This is a genomic window from Sinobaca sp. H24 (assembly GCF_023845525.1).
Genome location: NZ_JALBWT010000045.1, coordinates 1 through 13,756, shown reverse-complemented (window position 1 = coordinate 13,756; position 13,756 = coordinate 1). Strand labels below are relative to the sequence as shown.

13 protein-coding genes, 1 pseudogene and 1 other annotated feature are annotated in these 13,756 nt (G+C 44.7%); of the genes and pseudogenes, 1 reads left to right on the top strand and 13 read right to left on the bottom strand.

Features of this window, described 5'->3' with window-relative positions; all coding sequences use genetic code 11:
* From zapA to MMY81_RS29665, 6 genes are all read right to left on the bottom strand, one after another.
* Positions 1–267 carry a cell division protein ZapA gene (zapA, locus tag MMY81_RS29690; RefSeq protein WP_252315668.1) on the bottom strand — a complete coding sequence of 89 codons (267 nt, stop codon included), beginning with the start codon at positions 265–267 and terminating at the stop codon, positions 1–3.
* Between the two features lie 179 nt (positions 268–446).
* Entirely contained in the window at positions 447–2,870 is a 2,424-nt protein-coding gene (gene pheT, locus MMY81_RS29685; protein ID WP_252315667.1) for a phenylalanine--tRNA ligase subunit beta, read from the bottom strand.
* 11 nt (positions 2,871–2,881) lie between these two features.
* Positions 2,882–3,916 (bottom strand): phenylalanine--tRNA ligase subunit alpha, encoded by a 1,035-nt coding sequence (gene pheS / locus MMY81_RS29680; RefSeq protein ID WP_252315666.1) that lies wholly within the window; start codon positions 3,914–3,916, stop codon positions 2,882–2,884.
* Positions 3,917–4,262: 346 nt separating this feature from the next.
* Positions 4,263–5,027 carry a TrmH family RNA methyltransferase gene (locus MMY81_RS29675; RefSeq protein ID WP_252315665.1) on the bottom strand — a complete coding sequence of 255 codons (765 nt, stop codon included), beginning with the start codon at positions 5,025–5,027 and terminating at the stop codon, positions 4,263–4,265.
* 136 nt (positions 5,028–5,163) lie between these two features.
* On the bottom strand, positions 5,164–6,252 hold the full coding sequence (locus MMY81_RS29670; RefSeq protein ID WP_252315664.1) for a M42 family metallopeptidase: 1,089 nt from the start codon (positions 6,250–6,252) through the stop codon (positions 5,164–5,166).
* Between the two features lie 102 nt (positions 6,253–6,354).
* Positions 6,355–6,837 carry a dUTP diphosphatase gene (locus tag MMY81_RS29665; RefSeq protein ID WP_252315663.1) on the bottom strand — a complete coding sequence of 161 codons (483 nt, stop codon included), beginning with the start codon at positions 6,835–6,837 and terminating at the stop codon, positions 6,355–6,357.
* Between the two features lie 169 nt (positions 6,838–7,006).
* On the opposite strand from MMY81_RS29665, the gene MMY81_RS29660 reads away from it, so the two are divergent.
* Positions 7,007–7,399: a sigma-w pathway protein ysdB gene (locus tag MMY81_RS29660; protein ID WP_308215526.1), complete on the top strand. Its 393-nt coding sequence runs from the start codon at positions 7,007–7,009 to the stop codon at positions 7,397–7,399.
* A gap of 93 nt (positions 7,400–7,492) precedes the next feature.
* On the opposite strand, the gene rplT is transcribed toward MMY81_RS29660, so the two are convergent.
* From rplT to MMY81_RS29625, 7 genes and pseudogenes are all read right to left on the bottom strand, one after another.
* Complete coding sequence (gene rplT / locus MMY81_RS29655) at positions 7,493–7,849, bottom strand: 50S ribosomal protein L20 (RefSeq protein ID WP_120192584.1); 357 nt, start codon at positions 7,847–7,849, stop codon at positions 7,493–7,495.
* Between the two features lie 54 nt (positions 7,850–7,903).
* Positions 7,904–8,095: a 50S ribosomal protein L35 gene (rpmI, locus tag MMY81_RS29650; protein ID WP_252315662.1), complete on the bottom strand. Its 192-nt coding sequence runs from the start codon at positions 8,093–8,095 to the stop codon at positions 7,904–7,906.
* Between the two features lie 37 nt (positions 8,096–8,132).
* Positions 8,133–8,753, bottom strand: a complete 621-nt coding sequence (gene infC / locus MMY81_RS29645) for a translation initiation factor IF-3 (RefSeq protein WP_252315661.1) — start codon at positions 8,751–8,753, stop codon at positions 8,133–8,135.
* Positions 8,754–8,818: 65 nt separating this feature from the next.
* Positions 8,819–8,954 (bottom strand) — a sequence feature (ribosomal protein L20 leader region).
* 66 nt (positions 8,955–9,020) lie between these two features.
* Positions 9,021–10,957, bottom strand: a pseudogene (thrS, locus tag MMY81_RS29640) (threonine--tRNA ligase).
* Positions 10,958–11,304: 347 nt separating this feature from the next.
* Positions 11,305–12,414: a cyclic dehypoxanthinyl futalosine synthase gene (gene mqnC, locus MMY81_RS29635; RefSeq protein WP_252315660.1), complete on the bottom strand. Its 1,110-nt coding sequence runs from the start codon at positions 12,412–12,414 to the stop codon at positions 11,305–11,307.
* A 192-nt stretch (positions 12,415–12,606) separates the two neighbouring features.
* On the bottom strand, positions 12,607–13,539 hold the full coding sequence (gene dnaI / locus MMY81_RS29630) for a primosomal protein DnaI (protein ID WP_252315659.1): 933 nt from the start codon (positions 13,537–13,539) through the stop codon (positions 12,607–12,609).
* Positions 13,540–13,550: 11 nt separating this feature from the next.
* Positions 13,551–13,756 (bottom strand): hypothetical protein (locus tag MMY81_RS29625; protein ID WP_252315658.1); only part of this gene is annotated, 206 nt, incomplete at its 5' end.

Genomic DNA, 13,756 nt, shown 5'->3' with positions numbered 1-13,756 from the left:
TTATCTATCCTCATTTTCCTCTTGAATAGTCTGCTCGTTCTTGGACAGATCTTTCATTTTTAAATTTTCATCAACAAGATTTACTGCTGTTAATACAGCCAGTCTTGTCGTGTTCAGATAAGGATTTAGTGATTTATGTTCTTTCATTTTATCTGTCAGGGCTTTCGCTACTCTTCTGACGTGTTCGGGCGGGTCATCTCCAACAATTGTGTACTGCTGTCCATATATTGTCACCGTTGTTTTATATTTATCTTTTTCCTCAGCCATCGTTATGCCCCCTGATCTAAGCGAATCCTATTATTTATCATAACAGAATCACCAACCAATGAAAAATGTTTCCCACCTTCGGTTCGGCGGCTGACATTTCCGGCACAAGCGCATTATGTTTCCTTTCTCTGCAAAAAAACCGGCTCTTCCTATATACGGAAGAACCGGATAACCGTTTCTTATTGTTTTCTTAAATTTGCATGGAACGTTTTTTCTACATGATTCAGCACATTTTGATGAGCCTGCTGCATCTCTTCTTCTGCCAGCGTACGGTCTGGATCAAAATAGATAAGGGAGAATGCCAGAGATTTTTTCCCTGCTTCCATATGTTCTCCATCATACACATCAAATAAAGATACATGCTTTAAGAGCGGACTGCCTGTTTCTTCAATAGCTTTCTGCACTGCTCCTGCTTCCACTTCCGTGTCTACTACAAGCGCAATATCCCTTGTAATAGAAGGAAATCTTGGGATAGGCGTATAGGTGACCGGATCTTCTGTAGATTCAATCAGCTTGCCTATATGCAGTTCAAACACATACGTTTCTTTAATATCCCATTCTTTCTGTACTAGTGGATGAATTTGGCCAACGTACCCTACATACATATCCTGTGCATAGACATCTGCACTCCGGCCGGGATGCATATCCTTCATTGACGATCGGTCAAAACGAATGTCTCTGCCCCAGCCAAGTTTCAGCAGCAGATTTTCTACGATTCCTTTCACTGTGAAAAAGCTTGTCTCCTGCTTTGCGTTTCTCCAGCCCGCGTCGCTCCACTTTCCGGTAACAGCTCCAGCGGCATATTCAAATTCTTCCGGCTGTTCCGTCAGCGTTTCTTCTCTGCTTTGAAAAACAGAGCCCATTTCAAAAACAGCTGTATCGGCATTCTGGCGATTTTGATTGTATTGAATTACGTCAAGCAGATGCGGTATCAGACTTGCCCGCATCGTACTGCGTTCTTCACTCATCGGCATCGTTACTTTAATTGGGTGCCCGGGCCCGCCTGATAAAAACCGTTCGATCATCCGTGGTGATGTCAGCGAATAAGTGATCGCCTCATTAAGCCCAGCGCTTTCCAGAAAACGTCTTACCTTTCGTTTCTGCTTCTGGGCTTTTGTAAGAGCACCCGGTGTTAGCGCACCTGCCGGCAGCGTGGATGGAATTTCATCATATCCGTAAAGCCGTGCCACTTCTTCGGCCAGATCGGCTTCAATGAAAATATCCCATCTTCTTGACGGTATTTCTACATCGAACGTTCCGTTTGTTTCTTTATAAGCAAAGCCGAGCCTGTCAAAAACAGCGGCGACTTCTTTGCTGCTCAGTGAAAGACCGAGCATGCTGTGAAGCTTTTCAGTCCTGGTCTGCACGACTCTCGCAGAGCGGTCTCTGGAATCATGTACAGAGCCGCTTTTCTGAACTTCGCCGCCGGCCAGTTCCACTAGAAGGGCTGCAGCTCTGTCAGCCGCTTCATCTGCTCGTAAATGATCAATACCTTTTTCAAACCGGACGCTTGATTCACTGCGCAGTCCCATATCTTTCGATGCCTTTCTGACTAATGCCGGATCGAATACCGCTGTTTCCAAAAGGATGGTTGTCGTGTCATCCTGTACTTCTGAAAAGCTTCCACCCATAACGCCGGCAAGTGCCGTCGGCTCTTTCCCATTTGTAATAACCAGATACTCAGGCGACAGCTCGCGCTCCATTTCATCGAGCGTTGTCATTTTTTCGTTCACTTCCGCTCGCCGCACGACAATTTCCCGCGAGCCGAAACGATCGAGGTCAAACGCGTGAAGCGGCTGGCCGTACTCTATCAGAATGTAATTGGTAATATCAACCGCGTTGTTTATCGGACGAATCCCTGCAGCAATCAAGCGATTCTGCATCCAGACAGGAGAAGGTTTAATTTTAATATTACTGATCACCCTGGCATTGTAGTATGGTGCGTCTTCTGCGTTTTCCACCTGCACCGTCACCGCGGCTTCTGTCGTATTTTCATGTTCTTCGACTTGCGTATTCGGATGTTTTACTTTTCTGTCCAGTAAAGAAGCGACTTCATAAGCCGTTCCAAGCATACTCAGGCAGTCGGCTCTGTTTGGCGTAAGATCGAGTTCCAGAATAGTGTCCTGCAGCTGAAGAGCTTCCACTGCACTGCTTCCGGTTTCTACACCGTCCGGGAAAATATAAATGCCTTCGGCGAAATCCTTCGCGACAAGCTTCTGTTCGATGCCAAGCTCCTGCAGGGAGCAGATCATTCCTTCAGACGCCACCCCGCGAAGCTCTGTAGAAGAGATAGACACATTTCCAGGCAGAACGGCTCCCGGAAGAGCTACGGCCACTTTTGTTCCCGTCTCCACATTCGCAGCGCCGCAGACAATCTGGCTTTTCCCTGAACCCGTGTCTACCTGGCAGACATTAAGCTTATCTGCTTCCGGATGTTTTTCAATAGAAAGAATTTCACCTACAACGACCGACTCAATTTGTTCGGTTCTCTTATATACAGAATCTACTTCAATACCACCGCGGGTAAGACGTTCAGCTGTTTCCTCCGGGGTCACATCCCGTACATTCACATATTCATTCAGCCATTCATATGAAACTAACATCTAATCCCTCCTTATATCTGCTTCCACTGGTTTAAGAAACGCATGTCATTTGTGTAAAAATGACGAATATCATCAATACCGTATTTTAAAAGGGCAAATCGTTCTACACCCATTCCAAAAGCAAAGCCGCTGTATTCATTAGGATCAAATCCGCTCATTTCCAGTACTCTCGGATGAACCATCCCGGCCCCCAGCACTTCAATCCAGCCGCTCTGTTTACACATACGGCAGCCGCTTCCCCCGCAGATCCCGCAGGTTACGTCAACTTCTACGGAAGGCTCTGTAAAAGGAAAAAAGCTTGGGCGCAGGCGGATAGTACGCTCTTCGCCGAAGTATTTCTTCACAAATGCTTCCAATATCCCTTTCAGGTCACTCATTCGGATGTCTTTATCCACATACAGTCCTTCGATCTGCATGAACTGATGGGAGTGCGTCGCATCGTCATCATCCCGGCGGTACACTTTACCAGGGCAGATGATTTTCACAGGACCCTGTCCCTTGTGCTTTTCCATCGTACGTGCCTGAACAGGCGAGGTCTGCGTGCGCAGCAGTAGATCCTCTGTAATAAAAAATGAATCCTGCATGTCGCGTGCCGGGTGCTCTTTCGGAAGATTCAGCGCCTCAAAGTTATAGTAATCCGTTTCAATTTCCGGGCCTTCTGTAACAGCAAAGCCAAGCCCGGTAAAGATATCTTCAATTTCCTCAACAACTGCCGTCAGCGGATGCCTTGATCCTTGTTTTACCGCGTCACCTGGAAGTGTTACGTCAATCGTTTCTCCGGCAAGCTGCTTGTTTAATTCTTCTACTTCGAGGGATTTATTTTTTTCGTCCAGCTTTTCCTGAATCTCGCCCCGGACTTCGTTAGCGGCCTGGCCGACTTTAGGACGTTCTTCTGCCGAAAGCTTTCCCATTCCTCTTAACACTTCTGTAATCGGGCCTTTTTTCCCTAAGTATTTCACTCGAACCTTTTCGAGCTCTTTTTTATCCTCAGCCTCGTTTAACTCCTGCAGCGCTTCGCTTAAAAGCTCCTGTAATCGTTCAATCATTTTATTTCCTCCTGCCATATAGTCGCTCTTCGCGTGTTTTGGACAAATAAAAAAACCTTCCTCCCGGAAAGGGACGAAAGCTCGCGGTACCACCCTTGTTAATTCTGCCGCTGCCGGCAGAAATCACTTATACAGCGTAACGTGCTGCCAAACGGGATACCTTTTCGATTTCTCTACTCCGGTTCCGGCTCTGGATTGAATTCATCGGTTATTTGCACATGAGAATGCTCTCAGTCTAGGCATTCTTTCCCTGTATGGCAGCCAACAGACTACTTATTTCCTTCAATGCTTTTTATATGAATACAGTAAAGTATAGATAATAATGCTTTTGTTTGCAACCGTCCTGTTAATTTACTTTATGCAGGTAGTATAAAAGGATGCCCGTGGCGACCGAAACGTTTAACGATTCCGCTTTCCCATAGATTGGCACATAGATATTCTGGTCTGTTTTTTCAAGCAGCTTTTCATTTACGCCGGCTCCTTCGTTACCGATAAGCAGCGCAAATCCCGCCTGCGGTTCAATTGCAGTGTGTGTCGTTCCTCCCTGCAGAGAAGTTCCAAATACGGGAATGCTTTTATCGCGGCATCGTTTTATCCAGTCTTCCAGGTTCCCCTGAAGAACCGGCACATGAAAAAAAGACCCCTGAGTAGAACGGATAACTTTATCATTGTATACGTCTACCGTGCCTTCACTTAAAACAACAGCTTTGGCCCCTACCGCATCTGCGGTCCGGATCATCGTTCCGAGATTGCCGGGGTCCTGTACGTTATCGACCAGCACATAAATTTGATTTTCTTCCGGCTCAATCGCTTCTTCAGGGATCATTTGACAGAGTGCAATAATACCCGGAGGTGTGACGGTCTGGCTCATATCTTTCATCACTGTTTCTGTTACGAGAGTGACAGGGACCGTTTTTCGTTTTTCCTCCGGCGGAAGCAGTTCTTCCGCTATAACAAAAATATCAGTAATCAGGTTCCCGTAAACGAGAGCTTCCTCTACAAGATGCCTGCCTTCTATAACAAACAGCTTTTCTTTTTCACGTTTTTTTCGTTTTGTCAGCTGTTTAATTAATTTTACTGTTGGGTTCTTTGTAGAATCTATTTGTTTCAACAGGCTGCTCCCCTTTTGTACCAGCTTCTTTTATTCATCCTCTATCTTACCTTGAATCCAGTCGTTTTTACATAATTTATTTGTATTTTACTAAAAAAAAGCCCGCAAGAAGTTCCTGCGGACCAATGGTATTTCATTAATAATCAAAAACAATGGATTTTACTTTATCTTCATCCAGCTCTTTGCTGATTTCTACAAGCAGCTGGACCGCATATTCAAAATCATCACGGTGAAGAATTGCTGCATGGGTGTGAATATATCTAGTAGGGACCGTTATTGCAAGAGACGGCACTCCTTCTCCTGATAAATGAATCGATCCGGCGTCTGTACCGCCGCCGCTCATCGCGTCAAATTGGAAAGGAATCGAATGCTTATCGGCAATATCCGTTACAAAGTCGCGAAGGCCTTTGTGAGCAACCATAGAGTGGTCATAAATCAGTACCTGCGGACCTTTTCCAATTTTCGCCACAGCATCATTACTCGTTACTCCGGGTGTATCACCGGCAATGCCGACATCTACTGCAAAGCCGATATCCGGCTTTACTTTATTTGCAGCCGTTTTAGCTCCACGCAGGCCGACTTCTTCCTGAACAGCTCCAACGCCGTAAACTTCGTTCGGATGGTCAATTTTTTCGAGGCGCTTTAATACCTCTATAGCAATGGCGCAGCCAATCCGGTTATCCCATGCTTTTGCCATTAACAGCTTTTCATTATTCATCACTGTAAAGTCACAGATCGGAACGACAGAATCTCCCGGACGGACACCGAATGATTCTGCTTCTTCTCTGCTCGATGCGCCAATATCAATGAACATATCTTTGATTTCGACCGATTTTTTGCGCTGCTCCGGCGGAAGAATATGCGGCGGCTTGGATCCAATAATACCTGTAATGGTTCCTTTACGAGTCATAACAGTCACACGCTGGGCGAGCATAACCTGGCTCCACCAACCCCCGACCGTTTGAAACTTCAAAAATCCATTATCATCAATCGTAGTAATCATGAAGCCAATTTCATCAAGGTGTCCTGTAATCATTATACGGGGACCGCCTTTTTTACCTGTTTTCTTCGCAATCAGGCTGCCGAGATGATCGGTTGTAATCTCATCGGCGAAAGGCTCGATGTATTGTCTCATGACATCTCTTGGTTCTTTTTCATCTCCGGGAATTCCTTTTGCATCGGTTAAATCCTTAAGCATCTGAAGCGTTGGCTCTAGTTCAGCCATATTCATTCCCCCTCAAGTATGTAGTGTCTGCAACAGTCTTAGTATAAAAGGAAATCTTTCGATACTCAAACAATTTCTATTATCCCGGCATGTCTTTAGCTGTCAATATCCATTCTGCTGTCTTTGATGATTCGTTGCATTTTTCTCTTTATAGGCCTGAACCATTTCGTCTTTAGAAAAATTCAGCTTTTTCCCGAGCAGCAGATATTCTTGAAATAAATGAAGAAACGTGTCTTCCGATACGCGGCGGCTCAATTCTGCAGAAGCCTCATACACATCCTGAAAGTGCCGGGACAATGCAGAATCTTTAAGATCATTAATCTCAGGAATGTATTCCCACTGCTGATCAATACCCATTGATAATAAAAAGTGAATGCCGTCCACATATTCCTCCAGGATCACCTCGCGGCTTGAAGCCGGCTTCAGACTCCAGAACTTAAAACACCGTGTTTCGTTAGCGAGTTCTCCAAGCTCTACTTGAAAAGCGAGAAGTTTCTGCAGAAAAGTTTCTCTGCTTCTTTCCAGGCCGTGCGTTGCTAATATTTTCTCATCGAGCTCTCTTTGAATCGAATATAAGGAGTGCATTTTTACGCCTTCTTTCTTATTATTCTGGCTTCAGGTGAAACGTTCTTTCTATTCTATCGTATATTCTGGTAAGAATGAATGAAGAAACGTATAATATGACAAGAACAGTTTCTATGTTTCAATCACCTGCTCATTATCCCAAACTGTAATGCAAGGGAGGAAACACTATATGATGGCACTATTACTGCGCCTGCTGCTTCTCATCGCTTTAGTGATTATTGTATATACAGCTGTGCAGTATTTTAAGAACCCTAAACGCAAACTTGAGATGGCGCACAGCAAAAAGTATTTTTATTTTTTAGATGATATTAAAAACGTACGGAAGAATTTTCTTATTACGTATAAAGGAGTTATGTTCGAAGGTGAAAAATATTTAGGTTCTACTTCCACTTCTTTTGATGTCGTCTCCATCTCCATATGGGTGCTCGACCGTGAAGCTCTTCAGGGACTTCAGCGCAAAGACTTTGAGTTCATGGAAAAAGAAATTCATTCCAATTACCCGGAGGCAGAACTGATTTGGAAAAGTCCTATTAAGGAGTTTATTAATAAATCTGAACCATAACAGCCGCAGCCAGTTCAAAATGATAACAGGTCTTCTCTTTTATGAATTATCACATAAAAAGGACGTGCCCATGGGCCCGTCCTTTTTTGTTTATTATTTTAATTTAGCTTTTGCCTGATCGGCTAGTGCTGTGAAGGCTTTCTCATCATTTACTGCAAGATCAGCAAGCATCTTACGGTTCATGTGAATGTCAGCCTGCTTAAGGCCATGCATCAAACGGCTGTAAGATAGTCCGTTTAAACGGGCTGCAGCATTGATACGCGTGATCCAAAGCTTACGGAATTCACGCTTCCGCTGTCTGCGGTCCCGGTATGCATACTGAAGTGATTTCATTACCTGTTCCTGAGCCGTTTTAAATAAACGGTGTTTGGAACCATGATACCCCTTTGCAAGTTTTAAAACCTTTTTACGACGACGACGTGCCACATATCCGCCTTTTACTCTTGGCATCGTCCATCCCTCCTTTAATTTCTATTTATTATCGTTCAATTAATCGTTTGTTGTTTATGGAAGCATCTGCTGGATACGCTTTTGGTCTGATGGATGCACCAAGCCCTGTTTGCTCAATCTGCGTTTTTGCTTTTCAGATTTATTGCGGAACATATGGCTTGTATAAGCGTGTCCACGCTTTAGTTTACCAGAACCAGTTTTTTTGAAGCGCTTTGCAGCTCCTCTGTGAGTTTTCATTTTAGGCATGTTATTTCCTCCTTAGCATATGATAAAACGATAGGCATTACGCTTTTTCGTTTGTGTCTTTTTTATCCTTATCAGATACAGGCTTATCCTTTTCAGATGCAGGCTTATCCTTATCAGATACAGGTGCCAAAATGAGGAACATACTGCGGCCTTCCATCTTGGGCTTTGTTTCAATGGTGCTTACGTCTTCGCAGTCTTTAGCAAGACGGTCCAGCACTTTTTTACCGATATCAGAATGAGTGATCATTCTTCCACGGAAACGAATAGCTGCTTTGACTTTATCACCTTTATCCAGAAACTTTCTGGCATTGCGGAGCTTTGTATTGTAATCATGCTCTTCAATGTTAGGGCTCAGTCTGACTTCTTTAATGTTGATAATTTTTTGTTTCTTACGAGCTTCTTTGTCTTTCTTCTGCTGTTCGTAACGGAATTTTCCGTGATCCATAATACGACATACAGGAGGTTTTGCATTAGGAGCAACCAAAACCAAATCAAGATTCGCCTTTTGGGCTAATTCAAGTGCTTCAGACTTAGATTTCACACCAAGCTGATCGCCATTTGCATCAATTAACCGAACTTCACGTGCACGAATTCCATCATTAAGCTTAACGTCTTTACGAATAATGAGCCACCTCCGAATTTTTTTGAACCTTAGCACTTATGCGCAACTTTATGTCTGTCTGCCGATAAATCATCGGGCCCAGAGCACTCAAATGAGACAAGAGCATATAAAAAGGGTGCATGAACGTACCATGCACCCTGAAATCTGTCTCATAAATGGTTATATTGCTTTACCATAATACCTGTCAGCTGCGCTGGGCGCCGTTCAGGTGAGAAGCGGGTGCTTCTTCTTGCTTTGGTTTCGTTTTTGACACTAGGAAAGAATACCATATAGGCTAAACAGTGTCAACGTGTTCCAAAATAATTATTTTGTTATCTCCTCTGAGATTGAAGCGACAAAGGCACCAATTTTAGCTGTATGCGTGTCCTGGCTGCCGTAACTTCTTATATTGACTTCATCAGTGTCCTGCTCTTTATCTCCAAGTACGAGCGTATACGGGATTTTTTTCATTTGAGATTCGCGGATCTTGTATCCGAGCTTTTCCTCCCGTACATCAAGCTCCACCCTTACGCCGGTGCGGCGGAGTTCTTCCTGCACGCGTTCGGCGTATTCCATATGGGCATCCAGAGAGACTGGAATAATTTTCACCTGAACTGGAGAGAGCCATACCGGAAGGGCTCCTTTGTACTCTTCGAGAGAAGAAAAGCAACAAAGCGTTCCATCGTAGATACAATACCGCGGTGAATCACAACCGGACGATGATCTTCGCCGTCTTCCCCAACATATGTTAAGTCAAAACGCTCCGGCAGATGGAAATCAAGCTGTACGGTTGCCAGAGTCTCTTCTTTCCCAAGAGCGGTTCTCACCTGTACATCAAGTTTCGGTCCGTAAAAAGCAGCTTCTCCTTCCGCTTCTACATACTCCACCTGCATATCATCCATTGCTTCTTTCAGCATACTCTGGGCTTTTTCCCACATTGCATCGTTATCCACATACTTTTCTTTATCTTCCGGATCGCGGTAGGACAGACGGAAGTGGTAATCATTAATACCGAAATCATCATAAACTCTTTGAATCAGCTCCACTACCCGCTTAAATTCTCCGAGCAGCTGATCCGGCCTTGCAAAAATGTGTGCATCGTTGAGCGTCATCGCACGAACGCGCTGCAGGCCGGAAAGAGCTCCTGACTTTTCGTAGCGGTGCATTGTTCCAAGCTCTGCAATGCGCACCGGCAGATTCCGGTAGCTGTGCTGCTGCTGTTTGTACACCATCATATGATGCGGGCAGTTCATCGGGCGGATCACGAGAGTTTCGTTATTATCCATTTCCATCGGAGGAAACATATCATCCTGGTAATGATCCCAATGACCCGATGTTTTGTAGAGCTCCGAGCTTCCAAGAACAGGAGTATATACGTGATCGTATCCAAGCTTTTCTTCCAGATCTACAATATAACGCTCAATTGTACGGCGGATCGTCGAACCTTTAGGCAGCCACATTGGCAGCCCCTGGCCTACTTTTTGATTAAGTGCAAAAATATCGAGTTCTTTTCCTATCTTCCGATGATCACGCTCTTTTGCTTCTTCCAGCATTTTCAAATGCTCATCCAGTTCTGTCTGCTTTACAAAAGCCGTGCCATAGACCCTCTGCAGCATTTGGTTGTCGCTGTTTCCGCGCCAGTAGGCACCGGAAATACTCATCAGCTTGAATTTTTTCAGCTTGCTGGTGCTTGGCACATGCACCCCTCTGCACAAATCAACGAATTCTCCCTGTTCATACAAGGAAACTGTTTCGCCTTCGGGAATTGCTTCTAGCAGTTCGAGCTTCAGGTCGTCTCCAAGCTCTGTAAACAAAGCTCTGGCTTCTTCTCTGCTCACTTCTTTGCGGACAATCGGAAGATTTTCATCAATGATTTTTTTCATTTCTTTTTCAATGATAGGAAGATCTTCAGGCGTTAAAGCGTGAGCTAAATCCATATCATAATAAAAACCGTTTTCAATGACGGGACCTACACCGAATTTCGCATCCGGATGCAGCCGCTTTACGGCCTGTGCCAGAAGGTGAGCGGAGCTGTGACGGAGAATTCCCAGTCCTTCCGGCTGCTGATACGTAATAATTTCAATTGTTCCGCCCTGCTGAAGCGGTTCCTTTAAGTCGACAATCGTTCCATCCAATTTACCTGCCAGCGCCTGTTTTTTTAAACCCGGGCTGATCGATGAAGCAATTTCCTCAAATGAAGTACCAGATGGGAATTCTTTTGCTGCGCCATCCGGAAAGATAAATGTAAGCTGTTCTGCCATAATGCCATCTCCTTTTGTATTGTCTCTCGTCACTGGAAACACAAAAAAAACCGCCCCTTGTCATAAGGGGCGATTTTATCTCGCGGTTCCACCCTTGTTCCCGTTCTGCCTCGTGGGCAGAACCAGCTCAAGTCCGGGTAACGTCCGGGGGTCGTCAGCGGATACTTATTGTTCCCCGCTGCTGCTCCAAGGCGGTAAAAAGAATGTCTCTTAAAAAGCTCTCAGCATCTGCTTTTCTCTCTGTATAAGAGGACTGCTTCTTTTCATGTCCTTTTCTCTGCATCTCCATGTTTAACTGTTCATAATTATAATCACACTTTAAGCGGAATGCAACACTGTTTCATGTTTTAATTCTGCATCACAAAATCTTTTTCTGCTTTGGACTCGCCGTCAAAACGATGCAGTACATTATACTTTGTATCACGCTGAGCCGGGATTTTTCCTGCTTCGCGGATTAAGCGGAGCGTTTCGTTCGTATTGACCTTATGCGTTGTTCCCGCAGCTGATACGACGTTTTCTTCCATCATTGTGCTTCCAAAGTCGTTGCAGCCGTACTCAAGGGATTTCTTCCCTGTGACCGGCCCCATTGTTACCCAGGAAGACTGGAAGTTCGCAATATTGTCCAGGAAGAGCCTGGAAATAGCAACATTACGGAGATAGCCGTCCGCCGTAATAATTTCACCTTTCAGGTTGGTGTTATCCGGCTGAAACGTCCAGGAGATAAAGGCAAGAAAGCAGTCGGCTTCATCCTGCGCGTCACGGACTCTCTGAAGATGAAGGGCTCTTTCTTCGTTAGATTCCCCAAGTCCTATTACCATCGTAGCCGTTCCATGCATGCCTACTTTTTTAGCTGTTTTCATGCAGTCAATCCATTCTTTCCATGTGGATTTCAAACGGCTGACTTTCTTTCTTGTTTCTTCGGTCAAAATCTCCGCGCCGCCGCCGGGAAGAGAATCCAGACCGGCTTCGTGAAGCTCTGTAAGAACTTCTTCAAGCGTAAGGCCGGAGACCTCAACCATTTTATAAATTTCTGCCGGAGAGAAAGAATGCATCGTAATATCCGGAAACCTTTTTTTGATGTTTCTTAATAAGTCTGTATAGTAGCTGAACGGAAGATCCGGGTTTGTACCGCCCTGCATTAAAATTTCTGTTCCGTTCACATCGGAAGTTTCTTTGACTTTCTGAAAAATCTCTTCATCTGAAAGAACATAGCCTTCTGAAGACCCCGGTCTGCGGTAAAAGGCGCAGAATCTGCAGTATGTGTCACACAGGTTTGTATAGTTAACATTGCGCCCTACTACAAATGTTGTTACAGGCTCGGGATGCCATTCCTGCATCTTTTTGTTGGCTGCCGCACCCATTTTTTCAATTTCATCGCTCTCATACAAGCGGACAGCATCTTCCATCGTTAAGCGCTCCCCTTTTAGGGCACGGTCCAGAATAGAATCTATACTCATCGTAAAACCTCCATCATTAGTCAAGATATGCTGTGTATATCCAGCAGCATTATTTATCCTGTACACTGTCATATTCGATTACTATTTTATGGTATCATAATTTCCAGTCATTTTCCCAATACCCGCACTCAAAAAACAGTCTATTTTCTTTAAATAAGGCAGAAATGAAAACGGTCTTCCAACCAGGATCATTTAACTGCTTCGCTTGTTATCCCCGTCCACATGAACATCTTCCGTCAAATGTTTAATTCGTTCCATAATCCGGCTGGCTTTCATGTCTTCGGTGCCGCCGCGCTGGGAATAGGAAAGGTGGTTTTCCAATTCTTTATAGTTGTAGTTGGACGTATACAGAGTAGGAAGTTTTTCCATCATGCGGTACTGCAGAATAACTCCAAGCACATCATCCCGTATCCAGGCAGAGGTTGTTTCCGCCCCTATATCATCCAGAATAAGCACATCCACTTTTTTTATACTGTCAATTTTTTCCTGAGTGGTGCCGGTTGAAAGAGCTTCTTTCATTTCCCGGAAAAAATCCGGAGCGTAAACGATAATAGTCGATATATTCCGCTTTGCCAGCGCATTCGCCACGGCTCCCATAATAAAGGACTTCCCGACACCAAATTTCCCGTGAAAATAAAGTCCCTTCGCATTTTCGCCCGGCGCTGCCCCTTCTACAAATTCGATCGCCTTTCTGGCGGCTTCCGATCGGCTCGAGTTATCCAGTTCGATATCATCAAAAGTAGCTTCCACCACTTCCGTTGGGATATAAAGACTCTTTATCAGCCGGCGGTGTTTTACTCTTTCATCGTGCTGGATTTTTAAAGAACATTTATGGTAGGCCACGCTCCATTCCCTGCCGCTTCCAGTCAGTTCAGGCTGATAGCCCTGCATCATATTCGGGCATAACTCCAGTCCCGGACAGGCATCACAGTGGTCTCTTTCTCTTTTATACTCAAAAAGCTTCATCATATTGCGTTCTAAATCACCGTTTGTCAGGTCCGGATGCTTTGCTTTAAACTCCAGAATACGCGGGTCTTTTAAGACTTCATCCCGAAGCGTATTATACCTGCTGCGCCATTCTTTTTGGTTCATCCACTTGTCGAGGGATGATTTAATGGGATCCATTGAGTATCACCTCAGCTTTCCGATTTCTCTTTCCATTTTTTTAACCGCTCTTTAAACAGCTGTTTCTCTTCTTCCCATTTCGATACTTCCTCCGGCGTCTGCTCTACCTTGCTTACATGACCTGCCTTTTGTTCTTCCAGCCATTTCGGAACAGTACCCGGTTTTGGTGCAGAGGAACGACCAAACCTGGATCCATACTCTTTATTAGGAGCATGGT